The following is a 24,539-nucleotide window of genomic DNA, read 5'->3' as shown; positions in this document are numbered from 1 at the left end:
GATTTACAGAGCTTTTAATCAGGAATACTCGTACTCGAAGCGGGACTTGAACCCGCACAGCCGCAATGGCCAAAGGATTTTAAGTCCTTCGTGTCTACCATTCCACCATTCGAGCATCCTTTCAAAGAGAGCGGAAAACGAGACTCGAACTCGCGACCCTAACCTTGGCAAGGTTATGCTCTACCAACTGAGCTATTTCCGCGTTTTTTCAACGAGTGCAAAGATACAGAGTTTCCTTGTTTCTGCCAAATATTTTTAAAGGAAAGTTTATAAATGAAAGATACAAAGTTCATCCGGAGGATACGTAGTTATCAAAAAAGTAATTATAGAAATCTTTTAAGAAAGAAGAAAAGCATCAAACAAAAAGCCCGTTTATATGTAATCAATTGATATACAATGACATATTTCTCTTATTTTAAATATGACCAAAGTGTACACTTTGGCATATGTTAATTGTACACTTCAGTCATACCAAAGTGTACAATCCTGATATGCTAAAGTGTACAATTCTGTAAAACGAAACCGGAGTGTTAAAATTAGAATTAACATCCTTAACAAATTACCTGTTTTTAGGATGAACCTAATACTAAGAGGAGATTAACGTATGAATTATGTATACCTAATCAGTATTAAAGAAGGTACAATCAATTCATTACCCAAAAGCAGTCATACTTTTATATAACAGAGCAAGAGTTACTGAAAAAAGAGAAATATCCGTTATTTAATTACGAACTTGCAATGTAGTACCGCTCACAATCACATTGTATCGTTTCAGATACTCTTTTCCTTCTCCTTCTACCGGAGCTCCACTGCTACTCAGATTATACTTTGTTTTGCATTTGGGACAGATAGCAGTGCCCAGTCCATCATCCTGTACATCTATTGAAACATTACGACTGGCCTCCACCGGACAGGCTGCATCAAAAGCAGTGTAATCATACCCCTGAGAATAGATAGATTGCCCAATTATCAGACCTGCATATCCAACAGGAATACCGTTTACATTTTTTGCTTTCTTTATAAATTGCCCAGGGATAGCCAATTTAGAATACTCACCCTGTACCAGATCGCACGAGAAATAGAACGAAACATCCGGGATAGTTGATTTATAGGAGTCGTCACAAGCAACGACACCTATAAATAGCAATATGACAAGAAATAATCTACGCATCTATATTCTCCTTTCTTTAATTAACGGGCAAGTAAAGCTTTCTCTGCTTCTTCCATTCCGCGGAAATTAAACTCTTCTACCACCTTCTGCATCAAAGCAGAGATTTCCGCATTGCATAGATTACCAATACTTCCCTCATGCGTATGATGTACCTGTTTGCTATGTGAGAAATTTCCAGCTTCAATATCAAGTCCCACCTTTTTATAAGCATCCCGGAAAGGCATTCCCTCACGAGCCAGACGATTCACCTCTTCCACGCTAAAAATAAACAGATATTTATCATCATCAAGAATATGTTCATTCACCTTGATTTCATTCATAATATAAGTAGTCATCTGCAAGCAGTCCTTCAGTTCCTGGAAAGCAGGCAAAAAGACTTCCTTAATAATCTGAAGATCACGAAAATATCCTGAAGGCAGGTTATTAGCTATCATCATGATTTGTTGTGGAAGTGACTGAAGTTTGTTACACTTGGCACGAGTTAACTCAAAGACATCCGGATTTTTCTTATGTGGCATAATACTGGAACCTGTGGTACAGTCGTCCGGCAACTTCACAAAACCAAAGTTCTGGCTATTGAACATACAAGCATCAAAGGCAAGTTTAGAAATAGTCCCTGCAATAGTAGCAAGTGCAAAGGCAACATTACGTTCCAGCTTACCACGCCCCATCTGGGCATATACCACATTATAATTAAGAGAATCGAAGCCCAACAAACGAGTAGTCATGGTACGATCCAACGGAAAAGAAGAACCATACCCCGCAGCTGAACCTAATGGATTGCGGTTACACATCTTAAAAGCTGCCTGTAGAAAAAGCATATCATCTACCAGGCTTTCGGCATAAGCACCAAACCAAAGTCCAAAAGAAGAAGGCATAGCAATCTGCAAGTGAGTATAACCAGGCATCAACACCTCTTTATATCTTTCACTCTGAAGAATAAGTACATCAAACAGCTGTTCCACTGCTTCGGCCACCTCTTTCAATTGTGTACGGGTAAAAAGTTTTAAATCAAGAAGTACCTGATCATTGCGAGAACGGCCGCTATGTATTTTCTTACCAACATCACCCAAACGCCGGGTCAACATCAACTCTACCTGAGAGTGCACGTCTTCTACTCCATCTTCTATTACGAACTCTCCCCGTTCCGCTTCTGCATAGATATTTTTCAGTTCTGCCAACAACAGAGTCAGCTCCTCTTTTGTCAATAAACCGATGCTTTCGAGCATAGTGATATGAGCCATGGACCCCATCACATCATGTTTAGCAAGATAAAGGTCCATCTCACGATCACGTCCAACAGTGAAACGTTCTATCTCTTTATTTACCTGAACGGATTTCTCCCAAAGTTTCTGTGCCATACTATTTAGTAGTTAGTAGTAAGTAATTAGTAGTCAAGTAGTAAGTAGTCAAGTAGTAAGTAATGTAGATACTTTTAATAATCAAAGCAAAAGGAGAAAAGAGCAAATGAAACATTTCTACTTGACTACTTACTACTTAACCTCTTACTACTACCCCATTAATATTGAATCATTGCCAACATATCCACCATTTTCTCCAATCCTTCCTGAAGCGGTTTCTGCACCATGGCTTTCATAAAAGGATTTAGTTCCATACCGATAGTAACCTTCAGCTTACACTCTTCATCAGTTGTTGCAACAAGCTGAATCCAGAGATTGAAAGGTAGCGGAGAGTTAGTGGTCTCAAACTTAATACATTTACTTGGCTCACGTTCCACAATCTTCAATGTCAACTGCCCAACAGGAGCCACACTGAAACTCAAGGTATCAGAATCAAAACTTATATCCTTCACCTTATCTTCCGGCAAACGATCTTTTAAGGCCTCCAGATTGCTAAGATCGGACAATTTCTCATAAACCCGCTCCTGGCTGTAAGGTATCACTTTTACAGTACTTTCAAATTTAGTCATCTTATTTTCATTCTTATAAAGACAAAAAAAGAACTATCCGAACAAAATCTGTCCGAATGGCTCTCCTTTAAATCCATCTATAATTAAATATCTTTGTTACTTTCCAGCGTCCCAATGTGCAGGGTCTTTACGCCATTCGTTCAAAGTCGCAATATCCGTATCCTCAATATAACCGGTTTGAAGTGCAACTTCAAGTACAGCTTCGTAGTTTGTCAAAGTCACCAAAGGCACTTTTGCATCCTTGAACGCTTTCTCTGCGACAGGGAAACCATACGTATAAGCAGCAATCATACCTATTACTTCACAGCCATCCCGACGAATTGCTTCTACTGCCTTCAAACTACTACCACCGGTGGAAATCAAATCTTCTACAACGACAACCTTCATTCCGGGACGAAGTTCTCCTTCAATTAAGTTTTCTAATCCATGATCTTTCGGGGTAGAACGAACATACACGAACGGAAGATTCAATGCATCAGCCACCAACGCTCCCTGAGGGATCGCTCCTGTAGCAACACCAGCAATGGCATCTACCTGCCCGAATCGTTCTAATATCAGACGAGTGGTTTCAATCTTCACAAAATTACGAAGAGACGGATAGGAAAGAGTTTTACGGTTATCACAGTAAAACGGTGATTTCCATCCGGAAGCCCATGTAAAAGGATTGGCTGGTTGAAGCTTAATCGCTTTAATCTTCAGTAACTTCTCAGCAAATAATCTCTCTAAGTTTTTCATAACTAAACTAACTTGATAATTATAGAGTGCAAAAATACAGAAATAGAACGAAACAAGAAAGAAGATTCCGGTTATTTTTTTTAATCGTCCTGTGCTTCATCATCCGACACCTCTATGCAGCACTTGATATCTTTCATTTCAAAGCCACGACTCATAGCAAAACGAATTAGTTTTCCATTTAATTCGTATTCATCTTTCCCGCGAACACTCTTACGTTTGGAAGCAAGTAAATCACGCAGCACTGCAAGATATTCTTCCTGATCGATCTCATTCAAATGACGCCAAGCCACATCGGACGGTATTTTTTTCATATATAAGCCCTGTCCTATTTTCATCTTTCCCCATTTGGCAAAGCGAAATTTATCACCAATAAAAGCACGGCAATAACGCTCATCATCAATGTATTTTTCAGCTTCGAGACGGGCAAGTATGCGCTCTATGGCATCGTAGGCAATACCCCACTTTTGTAATTTATCACTCACTTCTGCCCGGCAATGTTCTGCGGCAGAGCAATAGGCAGCTACACGGTTTAGCGCCTCTTCTTCGGTCATTGTATTCATTTATGCGTAGTTACAATTCTATCGTTTCCTGATATATCTTTTATAATACAAGGATGACAATACCCTAAATCAGTAAGCATACAGACGATTTCGCAACCGTATGCACGGTTTATTTCAAAGTAAAGTTTTCCTCCGGGGTTCAACAATTGTCTTCCCAACACAGCAATCCGGCGATAAAAGCGTAATGGATCATTATCGGGCACAAACAAGGCAAGCTCCGGTTCCCAATCAAGTACATTAGGCTCCATGTCTACCTTTTCAGATTCGGTCACATAGGGAGGATTACTAACAATAATATCAAAACGTTGCCTAGAATCTGTCTCTGCCAATACATCTTTTCGCTCAAAAGAAACGGCTGAACCCAGAACTTCATTGTTTCGCCGGGCTACAGCAAGTGCTTCTTCCGAAATATCCCAGGCTGTCACTTTAGCTTGTGAAATGGCAAGAGACAAAGAGATAGCAATACACCCACTTCCCGTACCAATATCCAATATCCGGGGAGCATCATTCAAATTCTCTCTAACAACAAGTTCCACTAATTCTTCTGTCTCCGGACGGGGAATAAGTACCCCCGGTGCTACGTAGAAAGAGCGTCCCAGAAAGATTGCCATTTTCCGTATATATTGTATCGGCTCATTTTTTCGTAAACGCTGCAGAATGTTTTCCAGTTCGTACTGTTTGCTTTCGGATAAATTAATATCTTTGCCCAGATAAATGTCGAGTGCATCCATACCCAACAGATCACACCAAATCATCATCGTCAGGCTTTTCAGTTCCTGAGGAGGATAAATATCTTGTAATACCTGACGGATATAAGTAGAAACCCGGTTCATGTCTATCTGTTTTTGGGATGCAAAAGTACAAATATTATAGTAAAAGGCTGAAAAATGGAAGAAGAAAAATACATGCGGCGCTGTATTGAACTGGCACAAAATGGTTTATGTAATGTGTCTCCCAATCCAATGGTAGGAGCTGTAATTGTATGTGACGGGCAAATTATAGGCGAGGGGTATCACATTCGCTGCGGACAGGCACACGCCGAAGTAAATGCAATTCATTCGGTAAAAGACGAGTCTTTGTTAAAACGTTCTACTATTTATGTTAGTCTGGAACCATGCTCCCACTATGGAAAAACACCTCCATGCGCCGATCTTATTATAGAGAAACAGATTCCACGTATCGTTATTGGCTGCCAGGACCCTTTTTCAAAAGTAGCCGGACAAGGAATACAAAAATTACGTAATGCCGGAAGAGAAGTAACTGTAGGAATACTCGAAAATGAATGTCGTCATCTGATACGCAGGTTTATTGTATTCAATACGCTCCACCGCCCTTACATCACCCTCAAATGGGCAGAATCAGTAGATGGATTTATTGACATAAACCGCACAGACGGACAACCGGTAATACTTTCAACTCCACACACTGCCTTGTTAGTACATAAAAAAAGAAGTGAATCGGATGCTATCATGGTAGGTACACACACGGCGCAGCTCGACAATCCTTCATTAACAGTACGCAACTGGTACGGCAAGGATCCGGTACGGGTAGTATTGGACAGAAATCTATCACTTCCCTCTGACCTGCACCTTTTTGATGGTAGTGTTCCGACACTCGTTTTTACATCCCAAAAACATCCGGAACAGAAAAACATAGAATATATCGTACTCGATTATGAAAAAGAATTATTGCCACAGATAATGAACGCCCTCTATCATCGTGGTTTACAATCAATATTAGTAGAAGGAGGTGCACAATTACTCCAATCGTTTATTGATAATAACCTATGGGACGAGGCATTTATAGAAGAAGCCAAGGTTACGTTAGATTCGGGTGTTAAAGCACCTGAAATAAGAAATAAAATTAGTTATTCCGATAAAAAACATTTTGGAGTAAAAATAAAGCACTACACGAACAAAAATGTGTAAATTGGCTCTATTCAGAGGGTTTTCTATCGATAAAAAGCCTGTTATTATCTATAATTTTATATAAAACTTCCCCACAATGTTCTATATCGGAAAAAATGTTCCTATTTTTGCAACTTGTAAATAAACACAATCTTTCAAATGAGAATTAAGTTTTTATCAGTAATTGTGAGTTTCTTGCTTGTGTCATTTGCCATGAGCTCTTGTCTTGGCGATGACGATCCTATTGAGTATAGCCCGAATGCACTTCTACAGGCATTTGAACTTGACAAGGTTTTGGGAGTTAATTATCAATTCACAATTGATCAGCTTACCGGAGAAATATACAATCAGGATTCATTGCCGGTAGGTTCAGATACGATTATTGATAGAATCCTGATAAAGACCATGACAGTAGCAGGTTTTGTTACTATCAGAAACTCAGCAAATACAGAAGACTCCATATTTAATATAGCAGACTCTGTAAATCTGGTAGGAACAGTGGAAAAACCTTTCAGATTTAAAGTATGGGCACCGGACATGGAACATACGAAAGAGTATGCACTATCAGTGCGTGTACATCAGCAACAACCGGATTCTCTGAATTGGGGTAAAGGCCCAATAGGTACTAATTTTGCACCTCAGATAAAAGGTAAACAGAAATCTATCATTTTCAATAACCAGATTTATGTTTATGGACCAAGTTCTTCTTCTGTATACTACACAACCCTATCCAATGGACAACTTGGAACAGATGGAACATGGAATTCAGCCCCAATCAACGGGTTGCCTTCAACAAACCTTACTTCAATCGTAAACTTCAACAGTACACTTTATGCAACAACTATTGCTGATAAGAAGGTATATAGTTCTAATGATGGTATAAATTGGGAAGAAGCACCTGCATTTGGAGATAACACCGTGGTTCTGATTGCTCCAATCGGAAACAGTCTGACAGGAATCAAAACTTTGAACAATGAAGATATGTTCTGTACAACAACAGATGGAAGTAATTGGACCGAGGAAGGTGTTGTTCCAAAAAATTTCCCACGTGATAACATCTCAGTTACGAGCTTTCAAAATATAACCGGTGTACCTAATATTATGATAGTAGGTAATATTCCGGAAGAAAATAAAACGGAGAATGATACAGCAACAGTCGCATGGGGATATATGCAAGGACAGGAATGGGCCGCTTTGGATGACTCCTCATACCCTTGTCCGTTACTAAAAGACCCTTCCATTATGTATTATGGAGGTGCTTTCTATATCTTTGGCAGAGACTTCAAAACTTTCTATAAATCCGAAGCCGGCATTGTATGGAAGGAAGTGACAAGGATGTTTATGTTCCCAACAGATCAAATCATTGAGATTAAAGACGAAGAGGGTAACATACAGACTGAACATAACTATGGTTTTAGAGGTGAAGAATCAGACTACTCAATGGTAGTAGACGAAAATAACTTTATCTGGATTATGCGTAGTTATGACGGAATGCCGGGTGCAATAATACCTAGCGGAGATGTATGGAGAGGTAAATTGAATCGTTTAGGGTTTGCAAGGCAATAAGCGAAATACAATTTTAAAGTTAATCAGCCGTTCTATTAATGGAATAACCAAGTAATAAGACGATTATGGCATTTACTAAAAGAACGCTGATACTATGTATATTGTTAATCTCACTACCGCTTCCCGGCCTGTATGCACAGGACGAAGAAGAATATAAGATGGAATTGGGAGGAGGTTTAGGTGGTAGTTTTTACATGGGTGATGCCAACTACACTACTCCATTTAAGAACATAGGAATAGCCGGAGGGTTCATGGCAAGATATATAATGAACCCACGAATGGCCATAAAGGCAAACTTAATGGCAGGAAGAATATCCGGCAATACGAAGAATTTTAAAAATAAGTATCCCGACAACGGAGAAGCAAGTTTTAAACGTACAATCTTCGATTTAGGGGCACAATTTGAATATAACTTTCTGGGATATGGAACCGGATATGGCTATAGAGGTGAACACAGATTTACTCCTTATATATTAGGAGGAATGGGATTTACCTTTGCCCCGGCACCTGCAGAAGGAGTATTTACCGTAAATTTCCCGGTAGGAATAGGAGTGAAATATAAAATAGCTCCACGAATAAATATCGGATGCGAATTTACGATGCGGTTCAGCTTGAGTGACAAGTTAGACGTTACGAACAAAGAAGGGCTGCAGTTAAATGATCCATATCGGATTAAAGGAAAGGGATGGAAAAACAAAGATAGTTATTCATATACCGTCTTTTTTGTGACATACGACCTTTTCTCCAGATGTAAAGAATGCAACAATTAAAAAAGATGTCCTATAAAGAGCAAATAGATTTTAGCCGGATACCGCAGCATGTAGCGATTATCATGGACGGTAACGGAAGATGGGCCAAGCAACGTGGACGTGAACGTAGCTTTGGACACCAGGCTGGTGCAGAAACTGTACATATTATAGCAGAAGAAGCCGCCAGGTTGGGTATTAAATATCTGACTTTGTACACCTTTTCCACAGAAAACTGGAATCGTCCTTCGGATGAGATAGCGGCACTAATGAGTCTTCTGTTCGATTCTATCGAGGAAGAAACATTTATGAAAAACAACATCAGTTTCCGTATTGTAGGTGATATCGATAAATTGCCCGAAAATGTACGGACACGATTGGATGCTTGTGTAAAACATACTTCACATAACACTGGAATGGCTCTGGTACTGGCTCTCAGTTATTCATCCCGTTGGGAAATAACAGAAGCTGCACGACAAATAGCAATACAAGTTCAAAAAGGGGAATTGGTTCCTGAAGAAATTACTGACCATTGTCTTGAAGCACATCTGACTACTAACTTTATGCCCGATCCGGATTTACTGATCCGTACGGGAGGCGAGATACGGTTAAGCAATTATCTGTTATGGCAGTGTGCTTACTCCGAACTTTATTTCTGTGATACTTTCTGGCCCGATTTTAGGGAGGAAGAATTGAGAAAGGCTATTAGTGACTACCAGAAACGGGAACGTCGCTTCGGCAAAACCAGTGAACAAATCAGTTAACTCAAAACTTATAATTATAACATAAATGCATTATCGTATTTCCTTCATACTCGTAACGTTTATCTGTCTGTTTGGGTTTGCACTGGCAGGCAGGGCACAAGATGCTAACACAGACGAATCTTCCAAACCTGTTATTTTATATTCAGGGACACCCAAAAAATATGAGATAGCCGACATTAAAGTCGAAGGTGTTAAAAACTACGAGGACTATGTACTTATTGGTCTCTCGGGGTTATCGGTAGGTCAATCCATTTCTGTGCCAGGTGATGAGATTACAAGTGCTATCAAGCGCTATTGGCGTCATGGTCTATTTTCGAATGTTAAGATTACAGCCGAAAAAATAGAAGACGGTAAGGTATGGTTGAAAATCAGTTTGACTCAACGTCCCCGTATTTCAGAAATACGTTATCATGGCGTAAAAAAATCAGAACGGCAAGATCTGGAAACAAGACTGGGATTGGTAAAAGGCAGCCAGATTACTCCAAACTTAGTAGACCGTGCTAAAACACTGATCAAACGTTATTTTGATGATAAAGGTTTCAAAAATGCAGAAATTATCATCTCTCAGAAAGACGATATTTCCAATGAGAATCAAGTGATTGTTGACGTAAATATCGATAAGAAAGAAAAAATTAAAGTACACGAAATAACAATCGTAGGTAACAAAGCAATTAAGACCTCGAAGTTGAAGCGTGTAATGAAAAAAACAAATGAGAAGGGTAAATTGCTGAATTTATTCCGTACTAAGAAGTTCATCAACGAGAAATATGAAGAAGACAAGCAACTGATTATAGATAAATATAACGAATTAGGTTACCGTGATGCAGTGATCGTTACTGATAGTGTAACACCCTACGACGACAAGACCGTCAATGTGTATATGGAGATAGATGAAGGAGACAAATATTACCTTCGCAATGTGACTTGGGTGGGAAATACCCTCTATCCATCAGAACAGTTGAATTACCTTCTCCGAATGAAAAAAGGGGATGTATATAATCAGAAGTTATTAAATGAGCGTTTGTCTACTGATGAAGATGCTATTGGTAATCTATATTATAACAATGGTTACCTCTTCTATAATCTTGATCCGGTAGAAATCAACATTGACGGTGACTCTATCGACCTCGAAATGAGAATTTATGAAGGCAGACAGGCTACCATCAATAAGATTAAGATTAACGGTAATGACCGTCTATATGAAAACGTAGTTCGTCGTGAACTTCGTACACGCCCGGGACAATTGTTCAGTCGTGATGACCTGATGCGTTCTATGCGTGAAATACAGCAGATGGGACACTTCGATGCAGAAAATATCCACCCGGATATTCAACCCGATCCGATGAACGGTACGGTTGATATTGCTTACGACCTTGTTTCCAAAGCAAATGACCAGGTAGAATTCTCTGCCGGTTGGGGTCAAACAGGTATTATTGGTAAGTTGAGCCTGAAGTTCACTAACTTCTCATTGGCTAACCTGTTGCACCCAGGAGATAACTACCGCGGTATCCTTCCGCAGGGAGATGGACAAACACTGACCGTCAGCGGACAGACAAATGCAAAATATTATCAGTCATATAGTATTTCATTCTTTGACCCATGGTTTGGAGGCAAGCGCCCCAATTCATTCTCAATATCTGCTTTCTATTCAAGACAAACAGATATTAGTAGCCGCTATTATAATGACAGTTACTATAACAACTACTACAATAGTATGTATAGTGGTTATGGCGGTTATGGTATGTACAATTATGGTAACTACAATAATTACGAAAATTATTATGACCCTGATAAGTCAATCCAAATGTGGGGACTTTCTGTAGGTTGGGGTAAACGCTTGAAATGGCCGGATGACTACTTTACTCTCTCTGCAGAACTGGCATACCAACGTTATATATTGAAAGACTGGCAATATTTCCCGGTAACAAACGGAAAATGTAATAACATCAGTTTAAACCTTACACTGGCTCGTAGTTCTATAGATAACCCATTGTTCCCACGTCAAGGTTCCGAGTTCTCACTATCGGCACAAATTACACCGCCGTACTCGCTGTTTGACGGAAGAGACTATAAAGGATATTACACTTCTACCGGAAGTATCACTCAGGACAACAGAAATAAACTGTATAACTGGGTTGAATACCATAAATGGAAATTCAAAGCTAAAACTTACACAGCTTTGATGGACTATCAGGCTCATCCGAAATGTCTGGTTCTTATGAGCCGCATTGAATTCGGTTTGTTAGGTCACTATAATAAATATAAGAAATCGCCATTCGAAACGTTTGATGTAGGTGGTGACGGTATGACAGGATATTCAAGTTACGCCACAGAAAGCGTTGCATTACGTGGATACGAAAACAGTTCTTTGACTCCTTATGGTAGAGAAGGTTATGCGTACACTCGCCTGGGCATTGAATTAAGATATCCATTGATGCTGGAAACAAGTACTAATATTTATGTGTTAGGTTTCTTGGAAGCCGGTAATGCATGGAATGATATCAATAAGTTCAATCCGTTTGATTTGAAACGTTCTGCCGGTGTCGGTGTACGTATCTTCCTTCCAATGATTGGTATGATGGGTATCGACTGGGCATACGGTTTCGATAAAGTATTCGGTAGCAGCAGTGCCGGTGGTAGTCATTTCCACTTTGTACTGGGCCAGGAATTCTAAATTGTTTCATTAAAAAACTAAACGTTATGAAGAAGTCTGTTCTATTTATCATGATGCTGTTTACTATTAGTTTAACAGCCAGTGCACAAAAATTTGCTCTGATTGATATGGAATATATCTTGAAGAACATTCCCGCTTACGAGCGCGCTAACGAACAGTTGAACCAGTCCTCTAAAAAATGGCAAAGCGAAGTAGAAGCGCTTGCCCAAGAGGCTCAAACGCTGTATAAGAATTATCAATCGGAAACAGTCTTCCTTTCTGAAGAGCAAAAGACTAAGAAAGAAGAGGAAATTGTAGCTAAAGAGAAGGAGGCAGCCGAACTAAAACGTAAATATTTCGGTCCGGAAGGTGAGCTGTTTAAAAAGAGAGAGAGTTTGATGAAACCCATTCAAGACGAAATATACAATGCAGTGAAGGAACTTGCTGAACAAAAAAGCTATTCTGTTGTAGTAGACAGAGCATCAGCAACAAGTATTATTTTTGCTTCTCCACGTATTGATATAAGTAATGAAGTGCTGGCAAAGTTAGGATATTCAAATTAATTTCATACATTTGCAAGCGATAACCCAAAGTAATCATTCAAATAAATAATAAAACTATGCTAAAGAAAATTGCACTTTTAATTATGCTGGTACTCCCGATGGGCGTATTCGCACAATCAACACTCAAGTTCGGTCATATGACTTCGACCGAAATTATTCCTACTATGCCTGAATACACAAAAGCTCTTTCAGAGTTACAGGCTTTGGAAAAAAATTATACTGATGAAATTCAAAGAACTCAGGAAGAGTTCAGTAAGAAATATCAGGAATTCCAACAGGCAATAGCTAAAGATTCTCTTCCGCAAAATATTGCAGAAAGAAGACAAAAAGAATTGCAGGATATGGCTGAAAGACAACAGCAATTCCAACAGGAGGCAGAACAAGGTATGCAGAAAGCACAGCAAGAAAAGATGACTCCTATCTACAAAAAACTGGATGATGCAATCAAAGCTGTAGGTGCTGCAGAAGGTGTTATTTATATCTTTGACTTGGCTCGTACTCCAATTCCTTACGTAGGTGCTCAGAGCATAGATCTTACTGCTAAGGTAAAAGCACAACTCGGAATTAAATAAGATAATAATATGTTGTAAGCAACAACCTAAAGTATAAAAACGAGCTACAAGCAGCAAGTTACCGGCTATTCTGATTAACCGAATGCCAATTGTAATTTGTAGCTTGTAGCTCGTAATTTTTTTACCATTATGAAACAGAAGCTTTCGCAAACACCCGGTCCTATCGGTGTATTCGATTCAGGTTATGGAGGATTGACTATCCTGAGTAAAATAAGAGAAACTCTGCCGCAATACGATTATATATATCTGGGCGACAACGCTCGTACCCCCTATGGTACCCGTTCATTTGAGATTGTCTATGAATTCACCCTTCAGGCTGTTAATAAATTATTTGAGATGGGATGCCACTTGGTCATCTTAGCTTGTAATACAGCCTCAGCGAAAGCGTTGCGAACGATACAAATGAATGATCTTCCACACCTTGACCCTCAACGAAGAGTACTTGGTGTGATCCGCCCAACAGTAGAATGTATCGGTAGCATCACCCATAGCCGCCATGTGGGGGTATTGGCTACGGCAGGTACTATCAAATCAGAATCTTATCCAATGGAGATACATAAGTTGTTTCCCGACATCTATGTCAGTGGAGAAGCCTGCCCAATGTGGGTTCCGCTAGTCGAGAATAACGAAGCACAAAGTTCTGGAGCCGATTACTTTATCCAAAAATATATCGATACTCTATTAAGTAAGGATCAGCAAATTGATACTGTAATATTAGGTTGCACACACTATCCGTTATTATTACCCAAAATAAAACATTTTATGCCTGACGGGATAGAGATTGTTTCACAGGGAGAATATGTTGCCGGAAGCTTAAAAGACTATCTGCATCGCCATCCGGAAATAGCAGCTAAATGTACACAGGGCGGTAAATGTACCTTCTGTACAACAGAAGCCGAAGAGAAATTTATCGAATCGGCATCGGCATTTCTGAATGAAGATATAACTGTCAGACGAGTAGTATTAGAGTAAGAAAATATCTATCACATAATAAGCCCTCTCTGCATCATTAAAGGATATGCAAAGAGGGCTTATTTATTTTATTTGTTACCGATACAATCTACAATGGAATTGAACCATCATAAATAGTGATATCAACCCGGGTACCTCTGACTACGGCCTTATAGCTTTCTCCGGAATTTAATTGAACAGCTTCGCCAACCGTAGCAGTATAGGTCACGCCATTACTCAATCGTACCTGAAAAGGAGTCCCTTTCTCAATCCTTTGAGGTAAAAGATTAAGAGCTTGTTTCACCCCATTATCAAAACGATTAAATGCAGTATACTTTTTCTCATCCAATGTAATGATAGAACCATCTTTTAAATTCTGTACTCCCTTGTTCTTTATTAAAGCACTAACCTCAATATCTCCCTGATAAGAACGTCCATCCCCATCCAATACCTCTACAATTAGAGGAGCCATCACACGCTTAAACTGAAGACAAACTTGTTGTTGTCCGGCTACAGCTTTTGCCTTTCCAAACAGATAGTCATTTGTTCCTCCTTCCAATGCACGCGTTTCATTACTCGCCACAGCCTCTGGCAGACGAGGGTAATGAGCATAAAAAAAGACCTCACTCTTTTTGCTGAATTCCCCCCATGAACGAGTATCCTTTTTAAGATCGAACACAGTAAATTTATCATCCAACTCAGTACGCATCGAAATCACGTCAATGGAAGTACTGCTACTGGCACGCGATAGGGTTTCATCACCAATAACAACGCTGGTGAATTTAATTGTCTGTCCATCTGTCTGTTCAGTCGTTTCGTCTTGTTGACAACTCCATAAACAGCCCAATACTAAACTCATAAAAAGTACTTTTGTTCTCATCTGTCAGGGTATTATATATTAAAATTAAGAATACGGTATCACAAATACAAAGCGACACCCTTCTTTGTATTCCGGATCAATAGTCAGGCTACCATTCAGTTTTTCCGCAATTCCCCGGCAAATTGAAAGCCCTAAACCTGTACCTTGTGAATAGCTATCAATCTTCGTAAATCTGTCGAAAACCCACTCCTGCTTACCCAAAGGGACACCAGGTCCGGTATCAGTTACAGCAAAACATATTTTCTGTTTCTTCTTCATCACAGTATATGTCAGTGTTATACTGCCATGAGCTGTAAACTTTACCGCATTATGCAACAAATTGATTAAAACCTGCATTATACGTTCAGGGTTACTTTTAACTATTAACTGATCATGTTCAGAATGAAAAAGTAGTTTCACGCCCTCCTGTACATCTCTACGAACACTCTCCAGACTCTGTTTACAGCAATCATTAATATTGGTCAACACATCTGCAGGCATGCTATCCGTTTTATCCAAATCTGATAATTCTAAAACATCCGTGACCAGGCGAAGTAAATTATGACTATTCGCCTCAATAATAGAGGCATATACTTTAGTATCCGGATCATCCCGATAGCGATCTCCCAGTATTTGAGAAAATCCTACAATTGAATTTAACGGTGTACGAATCTCATGGCTCATACTCTGTATAAATAATGTCTTCATCTGGCTGGCATCTTCCGCAGCATTCTTTGCTTTTCTCAACTCCTCTTCTGAATGCAACAATCGTTTATTCAATCTGTTTTCTCTATATAGGAAAATAAACACAAAGATCAATAAAGCCGCCAATGAAATAATGAGAATCTGCTTGTTATACAATTCTTTCTTCTGCGCCTGAAGCATCAACTCCTTTTTTTCTGAATTCAGTTTTTCCATATTAACCAGAGTCGCAAATTCACTGATGGACTGTTCTTCATTACTCTGTCTGGCAGAATCTTCCAACTGAATATATTTAGACAGATAATCAGCTGCCAGGTCTTTTCTTCCCATAGCCTGATAGATTTCTCCCTTCATACGATAATGTCCGCTACGCAATGCATGTTCATTAAGACGTAATTCCTCTTTTATCAGTGCGTCTGCTGATTCTAAAGCTTTCTGATATTGCCCGATCTGCTTATAATAGAAGAATTCATTCTCATAATAAAGCTTCTTATTGATATCCAGTTTTTTATCATCTGTAATCAATTTCTCTACTTCCTGCAGTATTTTCCAAGCTCTTTCCGTATCAGATATAGCAATATAATAATGTATATAACCCAATTTTCCGAGAAGGATATGCACACTCGCATTAGCCGTAGCCTCAGCTTTTTTCAGCATTTCAAGTGCCTGAGGTAATTTATTCTGCTCAATATAATATTTTGCAACTTCAGTATAAGAAGGTGAAAGATTATAATTATCAACATGATAAGTTTCAGTCAGTTCAATTCCCTTCAAACAATATTCAAAAGCCAAGCTTTTCAAATTCTTTATTTCATAGATTTGATATAAGCTGTTATAACAGTAAAGTAGTCCGATTTTACTATCCTTGATTTGGGCATCTTTTAACATTTCCTGAGCTTCATAGAGAGCTATATTAGTCTTTCCGGTTTTAAGATAATGCAATATCAAACGATTGTTCCAAACAAAATAATAATATTTAAGTTGATTTGTTTTTTCAGCAAAGTCCTTCACTATATTCGTATAATGAATAATACTGTCTACATTATTTCCTTGAAAATAGTAGTAGTCTAATTTAAGCGCTAAAGCAACAGCCTGCATCCGTAAATCACCTCTCTCCTCCGACATCTGATATAACGTATCAGCCATATGAAGAACTTTCAAATTACTAACATTCTCCTGGCAATGCTGAAAATATGAGTAGAGTGTGCTATCTACATTAAACTCCTTTTCTTCTTGCGCATAAACCGTACTGCAAAGAACAAAAGAAATAACAAATGACATTCTTCGGAGGATTGTAGTTCTCATGATTATGTATTGATTAATGACCTGGCTGCAGATTGCAAATATACATCTATTTTTAACGTCCGGATTACAAATTGATTATTTTATTCAAATAATTGTCTACTTTATCCTATATATATAAGTCAAAATAAAGCAGATCACCATTTTATAAATGCAAACTATTCACGAACATTCTTTCCGCTCCTCTTGAATTTTACCATGTCTCCCCAAAGAGACATAATTCATTAAAACCCGCTATTTTTTTACCTCACCATGCGTTTTTTCAGAAATTATCGTGTACATTTGTGAAAGTATAAACACCTTATACCTCAGAAATTATGAAAGAAGAAGATAACAGCCGTCTGATCGAAGTGTTTTCCGGTTCAAGATGGGAAGCAGAACTTATCAAAGGATTGCTCGAAAGCAATGAAATAGATGCCGCCTTAAAAGACGGCCTCATAACAACAATAGCGCCTTATATCAGTCCCACAGTATCCGTTATGGTAAAAGAGGATAACTATGAGCCTGCTATGGAAATTATCAGAAGCCGCGAGAAAGCAGAAAACGATTAAGGCGATCGAGTGCCTCGCGAATATTCTCCAGTGAGTTGGCATACGAAAAACGTACGTAGCCCTCTCCTCCTGTGCCGAAGTCAACTCCCGGTGTAATACCTACATGTGCTTGCTCTAAAACTTCAAAAGCAAATTTATAAGAATCTTTTGTAAACTTACGGGCATCAGCAAATATGTAAAAAGCACCTTTGGGCTCAACACGGATACCAAATCCCATCTCACGAAGACGTTGAATCATATAACGTCGACGTTCGTCATACGTTGCCCGCATCTGTTCCACATCCGGAGCAGCATAACGAAGCGCAGCGATACCTGCTTGTTGAGCAATACTTGGGGCACAGATAAAAAGATTCTGCTGCAATTTTTGCAATGCTTTCATACACGATTTAGGTGCAATCACATATCCAAGTCGTAATCCTGTCATAGCAAAACGTTTAGAAAAGCCATTCAACACAAAAGCCTGATCAGTAAACTCCAGAATACTGCGGGCACGTCCTTCATAAACCAATCCATGATAAATTTCATCTGAAATGACCGGAACACCCAATGAAGCTATTTCTTTAAGAAACTTATCCTCCAACAATAACCCGGTAGGATTCATTGGTGAATTAATAAAAATAGCTGCCGTGCGAGTAGTGATAAACTTTTTGATATCCTCGATATTATACTGCAACCCATTTTCTTCGCGAAGTGGCACCAATACTGGTTTTGCCTGTGCAGCCAATACAAAATTACGATAACAGGCATATCCCGGATTCGAAAGAACCACCTCGCTATCCGGCCGACAAAGCAACAACAATACCAACAGAATTGCCGGTGAAGAGCCGGAAGTCACCACAATACAGTCGGGATCTACCTTCACACCATATTCCCGATAATGAAAATCAGCGATTTCGCGTCTTAATTCAGGGTCACCTAAAGAATGGGTGTAATGTGTTAAATGAGAATCATATGCTTTTTTTGCCGCTTCCGCTACACAGGCAGGCACGTCAAAATCCGGTTCACCTACCTCAAGATGGATAATATCGATGCCCTGTTTCTGTAATTCATTAGCTCGCTCTAATACATCCATGACGATAAACGAGGTCATTTGTTCAACCTGAGGGTTAGTCTGTTTCATTGGTTTATCTGTTTTTTCGGGGTACAAAGATACGATTTTTACAGTATGAATGTTACCAGTGAAAAAGACTTTATTTTATAGCACTTCCGGTTTTGTATACATATTCTTATTTATCCGTAAAAACAAGTACCTATAACTATCATATCGATAAAAAGTTCTATATTTGTACTTCCAAATCGTTAGTAAAAATGAAACAAGAGTTTACAAGAATTGCCGTAAAGGTAGGAAGTAATGTACTGACGCGTCGGGATGGAACATTAGACGTAACACGTATGTCGGCCCTTGTCGATCAGATAGCGGAATTACATAAAGCTGGTGTTGAAGTGATCCTTATCTCTTCGGGTGCCGTAGCTTCCGGACGCAGCGAAATACGAACCATAAAGAAACTCGACAGCGTAGACCAGCGTCAATTATTCTCTGCTGTAGGACAGGCTAAGTTAATCAATCGTTATTACGAACTTTTCCGTGATCATGCCATACCTGTGGGACAGGTACTGACAACCAAAGAAAGTTTTGGTACCCGCCGACATTATCTGAACCAGAAAAACTGCATGACTGTAATGCTTGAAAACGGAGTAATCCCCATTGTCAATGAAAATGATACCATCTCCGTCACCGAGTTAATGTTTACCGATAATGATGAATTGTCTGGCCTTATCGCTTCAATGATGGATACACAAGCTCTTATTATACTAAGCAATATAGATGGTATATATAATGGTTCACCTACAGATCCATCTTCCTCCGTCATCCGTGAAATAGGACATGGAAAAGATTTGTCCAACTATATACAAGCGAGCAAATCGAGTTTTGGAAGAGGTGGAATGTTAACCAAAACCAATATTGCCCGTAAAGTAGCAGATGAAGGGATTACCGTAATCATAGCCAATGGAAAACGGGATAATATTCTTGTAGATTTATTACAACACCCTAAGGAAACCCTCTGTACACGCTTCACTCCGTCGAAAGAGCCTGTTTCAAGCGTAAAAAAATGGATCGCCCACAGTGAAGGATTCGCCAAAGGAGAGATACATATTAATGAGCAAGCCACAGAAGTATTGGCTTCGGATAAAGCTGTAAGTATTCTTCCCATTGGTATAATAAAAATCGAAGGTGAATTTGAGAAAGACGATATTGTACGTATTTTCAACTTCGAAGGAGTACCAGTGGGAGTAGGTAAAGCAAATTGTGACTCAGCACAAGCACGAGAGGCAATGGGCAAACATGGTAAGAAAGCAGTGGTACATTATGATTATTTGTATATAGAATAATATGACTTTTAAGAATATGAAGTTAAACGAAACATTTATTGCCGTACAAGCAGCCAGCCGAAAGTTGGCACTACTGAGCGATGAGACAATTAATCAGATATTGAATGCAGTAGCTGACGCAGCCATTGCCGAAACTCCTTTCATTCTAAGTGAAAACGCAAAAGATCTTGCACGAATGGACAAGACAAATCCGAAGTATGATCGTCTGAAACTCACTACAGAACGCCTGGAAGGAATTGCCGCAGACATTCGTAATGTAGCTACCCTCCCCTCGCCCTTAGGACGAGTACTGAAAGAGACAGTCCGTCCAAACGGAATGAAACTCACTAAAGTCAGTGTCCCTTTCGGTGTTATCGGCATCATTTATGAAGCACGCCCCAACGTGAGTTTCGATGTATTTTCTCTCTGTCTTAAAAGTGGCAATGCCTGTATTTTAAAAGGAGGCAGCGATGCCGACAGCTCCAATCAGGCAATCATAAGCGTTATCCATAAAGTATTAAAACAATTCAACGTAGATACGCATATAGTAGAGCTTCTTCCTGCTGACAGGGAAGCAACCACCGAGCTACTTCATGCAACAGGTTATGTAGATCTCATTATCCCACGTGGAAGCAGCAATCTGATAAACTTTGTACGCGAAAATGCGACAATACCCGTCATCGAGACAGGAGCAGGAATCTGCCACACCTATTTTGACGAATACGGCGATACAGAAAAAGGTGCAGCTATCATCAATAATGCAAAAACACGTCGCGTAAGTGTGTGTAATGCACTCGACTGTGTTATTATTCATGAAAAACGTTTGAATGACCTACCGGCTATCTGCAAGAAATTACAGAATAGTAATGTTACTATTTATGCCGATTCTCAGGCTTATCATGCTTTGGAAGGACATTATCCGGAACATCTGTTAAAGCAAGCTACAACAGAGAGTTTTGGTACGGAATTCCTGGATTATAAAATGGCTATAAAGACCGTGAAAAGCTTTGAAGATGCTTTGGGACATATCGTAGAGTACAGTTCCAGACACAGCGAAAGTATCGTTACAGAAAATAAAGAACGCGCTACCTTATTTTGTAAGATGGTAGATGCCGCTTGTGTATATGCCAATGTGTCCACAGCTTTCACAGATGGTGCACAATTCGGACTGGGAGCAGAAATAGGTATCAGCACACAGAAACTCCACGCACGTGGTCCTATGGCACTTGAAGAAATCACCTCTTATAAATGGATGATCGAGGGAGATGGACAGACGAGAGAAAATTAAAGATTAATAACTAATAATTAAAAACAGACAGGTATGAAGAAATTTACTTGCGTGCAAGACATAGGTGATTTAAAATCAGCCCTTGCCGAAGCATTTGAAATAAAAAAAGACCGCTTTAAATATGTAGAACTGGGAAGAAACAAAACATTAATGATGATTTTCTTCAATTCCAGTCTGCGAACCCGTCTTAGTACACAAAAGGCTGCACTGAATCTGGGCATGAATGTAATGGTTCTCGATATTAACCAGGGAGCCTGGAAACTGGAAACAGAACGAGGTGTCATTATGGATGGTGATAAACCGGAACATATTTTAGAAGCAATCCCGGTTATGGGCTGCTACTGCGACATCATAGGAGTACGGTCGTTTGCCCGCTTTGAGAATCGTGATTACGACTATGAAGAAGTAATCATCAACCAGTTTATCAAATATTCGGGACGTCCTGTATTCTCAATGGAAGCAGCTACACGCCATCCGCTACAAAGTTTTGCCGATCTGATCACAATCGAAGAATATAAGAAAAAGCCTCGCCCGAAAGTAGTTATGACATGGGCTCCGCATCCACGCCCATTGCCGCAGGCTGTACCCAACTCATTTGCGGAATGGATGAACGCAACTGATTATGATTTCGTGATCACTCACCCCGAAGGTTATGAACTTGATCCTAAATTTGTTGGACATGCCAAAGTAGAATATGACCAGATGAAAGCCTTTGAAGGAGCAGATTTCATCTATGCCAAGAATTGGGCTGGCTATACAGGTGATAATTATGGTCAGATATTGAGTACCGACCGCAACTGGACAGTTAGTGACCGCCAAATGGCAGTTACAAACAATGCATATTTTATGCACTGCCTGCCTGTACGCCGAAATATGATTGTAACAGATGATGTAATTGAAAGCCCTCAGTCTATTGTAATCCCGGAAGCAGCCAACCGTGAAATATCAGCAACAGTGGTACTAAAAAGATTACTTGAAGGATTGGAATAGAACCTATCGAGATATATTAAAAGCCAAAGCTCCGGTTATCCTACAAAGACAACCGGAGCTTTTTTCATTAACACCTAATCTTACCTTTTTACTCAAACATCATTAGAAAAAAAACTTCTTACCATTTCTAATATAGAAAGTCCCTTTCTGTGGATTTCTGACAACTCTACCTGAAAGATCATAAATAATGCCATCTTCATTTACAGCATCATTCAAAGCTTCATTAATACCGGTTGGATTTGAAGAGGTCAGGTTGATATAGAAAAGGTTATTTGAATCTGCTTTAGTAAGTTCATGGGAACCTGCATTAAGCACATATGTAATGATATTACCAGAAGTACTCACTACTTTTATATCATCTATTTTAATATTCGGTGTACTTCCTTCTGCAAATACCAGGGTCAAAGTCATTTCTTCTTCTATCGTAAACTTCACAGAAGTAGCACTTTCCAATTTCAAACACCAGGTATAAACCGTACCATTTACAGTCGCTGTACCCTTGTCTTTAGAGTAACTACCAGTTACCGAATAGAATGAATTTGAGGGCTTTTTATCAGCAGTAAAATAACATGTATAATCACCATCTACAGGAGGAACCGGAGGTGTAGGGGGAACCGGAGTAGTACCACCACCAGAGGTATCACCAAAAATTCCTACTAAACTGGTAGTATAATTGGTTATCGCCGTTTTCAATGCAGTATTCACGTCAGAAGAAGTATCGTCTACAGTATTATCAAAAGCCCATTCAAAATCACCGTGTTGCATACGTCCTGCACCATACTGTCCGGTAACAATACCAGGCACATCGGTTGCTGCATCGGCTGTATAGGTATACATCTTACTCTTATCCGTATCAAAGTTATTATAAGAAGTACCACCGGACAAAGTTACATAAGAAGCAGGGACAACCTCATCACGAGTTTCTGCTTCGTAGCAATCAAAACTTGTTGCAGATTGCTTGTGAGTAACAAGTTTGAAATTAGAAGATTTCTCAGCATAAACATTTCCGAAAGCTTTGATCATTCCACCACTTTCTCCGGAGAAAGTTCCATTCTTTACTCCATTAACAATATCTGTTCCCTGCAAAGAAATCAGCATCGGCTTATTGGCATTACGATAATAATTGCTTTCTACAAATACATTGGAACCTGTAGTAGCTCCTACCCCATATTTCGCAATTCCGTCAAAATAATTGTTATACACATGTACGGTCATTGTACGTACGCGAGGATGACGTGAATCGGAATGGTCAAACCAATTATGATGGTAACTAATAAAATTCTCTCCACTTTCAGACTTCATCCCACAAAGAGACATTTTTCCCGAATCCCAAAAATGATTATAGGAGAAAGTCATATATTTTGAATTGGTCTTACAGTCCAGAGAACCATCACCTTTTGCCTGGTCAGCAGCACTCCCTGTCTTTCCATAGAAAAAGTCAATGTTATGTATCCAGCAATTGCTATTATCCGTATCCAAAGACAAACAGTCATCCATGCAAAGCATGATAGCCAGATTTCTAACCTCAACACTCTTGCAGTTTCTCAGCAAAATACCAAAACCACGTATTGTAGCATCATCTCCTATACCTTCAAGTGTAATATTCATTTCACTATCAGCATTCTTTCCTTTAATTTGTAATCCTTCTGCACTACTGGAAAAGTAATCCATATCAGCAGCTTCGATTGTTCCTATAATACGAACAACCAAAGGAGTAGTATCATATCCTTTCTGACGCGCATCAATAATTGCTTGAAGTCCGGTGAATGTTTCAACTTTTCCTTTACTATCCGTAACAACATCGCAGGTCACTGTTTTGGCAGTTTTAGATGTCACATAAAGAACCTTTGCATTCTCTTTCAGTGTACCATCGTCCTTATATGCCCCTACCCCTGAATAATTAAAGTGGGCAAACCCTGCACGGTCATGGGCTTTCACTGCAAATGAGGAAGATTCTACTGCTATATCCATTTCGGTACCATCCTCATCAACGGGTACAACCTTAAACATATATTCTCCTGCAGTAATACCCAACGCATCTGCACGGCCATACGTACCATAATTACGAACCAGTTCTGTATCAAGTTTTATATAAGAACCATTAACAGATTTATAATAAACATGATAAGTAGAAGCACCGTCTACCAGATTCCAGGTTACATAACCTGATTCAAACCATCCGCCGGTCTCTTTAATAGAAACGGCAGCCGAAGAAACAATCGATACCAATAAGGTAAACACAGACAAAAGTAGAGTCTTGATTTTCATAGTCTCATATTTCATATTATTATTAGAAAAAGTGTCAGTTTGACGACTGCAAGATTACGGAGAATTAAACCAGTGAATGTGGAATAATAAA

General features: G+C 39.3%; 22 protein-coding genes and 2 tRNA genes. 12 read left to right on the top strand and 12 right to left on the bottom strand.

The features are described from left to right. Window positions 1–31: 31 nt before the first annotated feature. The 8 genes from QX565_RS02300 to prmC all read right to left on the bottom strand — a co-directional run bounded on the left by QX565_RS02300 (window position 32) and on the right by prmC (window position 5,229). A tRNA-Leu gene (locus tag QX565_RS02300) sits at window positions 32–115 on the bottom strand. A 14-nt stretch (window positions 116–129) separates the two neighbouring features. Then, window positions 130–202: transfer RNA gene (locus QX565_RS02295), tRNA-Gly, on the bottom strand. A gap of 519 nt (window positions 203–721) precedes the next feature. Further along, window positions 722–1,171: a Rieske (2Fe-2S) protein gene (locus tag QX565_RS02290; RefSeq protein ID WP_221650264.1), complete on the bottom strand. Its 450-nt coding sequence runs from the start codon at window positions 1,169–1,171 to the stop codon at window positions 722–724. Between the two features lie 20 nt (window positions 1,172–1,191). Continuing rightward, window positions 1,192–2,532, bottom strand: coding sequence for an argininosuccinate lyase (argH, locus tag QX565_RS02285; RefSeq protein WP_221650263.1), 1,341 nt, complete (start codon window positions 2,530–2,532; stop codon window positions 1,192–1,194). Window positions 2,533–2,690: 158 nt separating this feature from the next. Continuing rightward, window positions 2,691–3,101: an SRPBCC family protein gene (locus QX565_RS02280; RefSeq protein ID WP_221650262.1), complete on the bottom strand. Its 411-nt coding sequence runs from the start codon at window positions 3,099–3,101 to the stop codon at window positions 2,691–2,693. A 96-nt stretch (window positions 3,102–3,197) separates the two neighbouring features. Next, window positions 3,198–3,836 (bottom strand): orotate phosphoribosyltransferase, encoded by a 639-nt coding sequence (gene pyrE, locus QX565_RS02275; RefSeq protein ID WP_221650261.1) that lies wholly within the window; start codon window positions 3,834–3,836, stop codon window positions 3,198–3,200. Window positions 3,837–3,916: 80 nt separating this feature from the next. Then, complete coding sequence (locus QX565_RS02270) at window positions 3,917–4,396, bottom strand: regulatory protein RecX (RefSeq protein WP_025868077.1); 480 nt, start codon at window positions 4,394–4,396, stop codon at window positions 3,917–3,919. Further along, on the bottom strand, window positions 4,393–5,229 hold the full coding sequence (gene prmC, locus QX565_RS02265; protein WP_221650260.1) for a peptide chain release factor N(5)-glutamine methyltransferase: 837 nt from the start codon (window positions 5,227–5,229) through the stop codon (window positions 4,393–4,395). The genes QX565_RS02270 and prmC overlap by 4 nt, the downstream gene beginning before the upstream one ends. A gap of 54 nt (window positions 5,230–5,283) precedes the next feature. Between prmC and ribD the strand changes: the two genes are divergently transcribed. The 8 genes from ribD (at window position 5,284) to murI (ending at window position 14,139) form a co-directional block, all read left to right on the top strand. Continuing rightward, window positions 5,284–6,324, top strand: a complete 1,041-nt coding sequence (gene ribD / locus QX565_RS02260) for a bifunctional diaminohydroxyphosphoribosylaminopyrimidine deaminase/5-amino-6-(5-phosphoribosylamino)uracil reductase RibD (RefSeq protein WP_289291057.1) — start codon at window positions 5,284–5,286, stop codon at window positions 6,322–6,324. Between the two features lie 138 nt (window positions 6,325–6,462). After that, window positions 6,463–7,869: a BamI family beta-barrel-assembly machinery protein gene (gene bamI / locus QX565_RS02255; protein ID WP_221650258.1), complete on the top strand. Its 1,407-nt coding sequence runs from the start codon at window positions 6,463–6,465 to the stop codon at window positions 7,867–7,869. A 65-nt stretch (window positions 7,870–7,934) separates the two neighbouring features. After that, window positions 7,935–8,639 carry a type IX secretion system protein PorG gene (gene porG / locus QX565_RS02250; protein WP_289291055.1) on the top strand — a complete coding sequence of 235 codons (705 nt, stop codon included), beginning with the start codon at window positions 7,935–7,937 and terminating at the stop codon, window positions 8,637–8,639. 5 nt (window positions 8,640–8,644) lie between these two features. After that, the gene (locus tag QX565_RS02245; RefSeq protein WP_221650257.1) at window positions 8,645–9,379 is read left to right on the top strand and encodes an isoprenyl transferase; all 735 of its coding nucleotides are present in this window, start codon (window positions 8,645–8,647) and stop codon (window positions 9,377–9,379) included. Between the two features lie 25 nt (window positions 9,380–9,404). Beyond that, window positions 9,405–12,053: a BamA/OMP85 family outer membrane protein gene (locus tag QX565_RS02240; RefSeq protein WP_289291052.1), complete on the top strand. Its 2,649-nt coding sequence runs from the start codon at window positions 9,405–9,407 to the stop codon at window positions 12,051–12,053. Between the two features lie 26 nt (window positions 12,054–12,079). Further along, entirely contained in the window at window positions 12,080–12,595 is a 516-nt protein-coding gene (locus tag QX565_RS02235) for an OmpH/Skp family outer membrane protein (RefSeq protein WP_221650255.1), read from the top strand. Between the two features lie 56 nt (window positions 12,596–12,651). Then, the gene (locus QX565_RS02230) at window positions 12,652–13,167 is read left to right on the top strand and encodes an OmpH/Skp family outer membrane protein (protein ID WP_002558987.1); all 516 of its coding nucleotides are present in this window, start codon (window positions 12,652–12,654) and stop codon (window positions 13,165–13,167) included. 129 nt (window positions 13,168–13,296) lie between these two features. Next, window positions 13,297–14,139 carry a glutamate racemase gene (gene murI / locus QX565_RS02225; RefSeq protein WP_289291049.1) on the top strand — a complete coding sequence of 281 codons (843 nt, stop codon included), beginning with the start codon at window positions 13,297–13,299 and terminating at the stop codon, window positions 14,137–14,139. Window positions 14,140–14,227: 88 nt separating this feature from the next. On the opposite strand, the gene QX565_RS02220 is transcribed toward murI, so the two are convergent. Both QX565_RS02220 and QX565_RS02215 read right to left on the bottom strand, forming a co-directional pair. Next, the gene (locus QX565_RS02220; protein ID WP_221650253.1) at window positions 14,228–14,998 is read right to left on the bottom strand and encodes a fimbrillin family protein; all 771 of its coding nucleotides are present in this window, start codon (window positions 14,996–14,998) and stop codon (window positions 14,228–14,230) included. 24 nt (window positions 14,999–15,022) lie between these two features. Further along, entirely contained in the window at window positions 15,023–16,984 is a 1,962-nt protein-coding gene (locus QX565_RS02215) for a tetratricopeptide repeat-containing sensor histidine kinase (RefSeq protein WP_289291048.1), read from the bottom strand. Window positions 16,985–17,298: 314 nt separating this feature from the next. Between QX565_RS02215 and QX565_RS02210 the strand changes: the two genes are divergently transcribed. Next, window positions 17,299–17,532 (top strand): DUF2007-related protein, encoded by a 234-nt coding sequence (locus QX565_RS02210; protein ID WP_002558983.1) that lies wholly within the window; start codon window positions 17,299–17,301, stop codon window positions 17,530–17,532. On the opposite strand, the gene QX565_RS02205 is transcribed toward QX565_RS02210, so the two are convergent. Beyond that, window positions 17,501–18,652, bottom strand: coding sequence for a pyridoxal phosphate-dependent aminotransferase (locus QX565_RS02205; protein WP_289291046.1), 1,152 nt, complete (start codon window positions 18,650–18,652; stop codon window positions 17,501–17,503). The genes QX565_RS02210 and QX565_RS02205 overlap by 32 nt on opposite strands. Window positions 18,653–18,840: 188 nt before the next feature. Between QX565_RS02205 and proB the strand changes: the two genes are divergently transcribed. From proB to QX565_RS02190, 3 genes are read left to right on the top strand one after another with little or no spacing between them, the layout of a single operon-like run. After that, a complete protein-coding gene (gene proB / locus QX565_RS02200; RefSeq protein ID WP_195448772.1) occupies window positions 18,841–19,923 on the top strand; it encodes a glutamate 5-kinase in 1,083 nt (360 codons plus the stop codon). 16 nt (window positions 19,924–19,939) lie between these two features. Continuing rightward, window positions 19,940–21,190: a glutamate-5-semialdehyde dehydrogenase gene (locus QX565_RS02195; RefSeq protein ID WP_289291045.1), complete on the top strand. Its 1,251-nt coding sequence runs from the start codon at window positions 19,940–19,942 to the stop codon at window positions 21,188–21,190. A gap of 33 nt (window positions 21,191–21,223) precedes the next feature. After that, window positions 21,224–22,180 carry a Rossmann-fold NAD(P)-binding domain-containing protein gene (locus tag QX565_RS02190; protein ID WP_002558979.1) on the top strand — a complete coding sequence of 319 codons (957 nt, stop codon included), beginning with the start codon at window positions 21,224–21,226 and terminating at the stop codon, window positions 22,178–22,180. A 102-nt stretch (window positions 22,181–22,282) separates the two neighbouring features. Here the strand turns inward: QX565_RS02190 and QX565_RS02185 are convergent, their stop codons facing one another. Then, on the bottom strand, window positions 22,283–24,448 hold the full coding sequence (locus tag QX565_RS02185) for a pectate lyase family protein (RefSeq protein WP_289291042.1): 2,166 nt from the start codon (window positions 24,446–24,448) through the stop codon (window positions 22,283–22,285). Window positions 24,449–24,539: the final 91 nt, after the last annotated feature.

Origin of the sequence: Bacteroides sp. 41_26 (genome assembly GCF_949740115.1) — a bacterium.
GTDB lineage: Bacteria > Bacteroidota > Bacteroidia > Bacteroidales > Bacteroidaceae > Bacteroides > Bacteroides nordii.
This window is presented reverse-complemented; position numbering and strand designations above follow the sequence as displayed.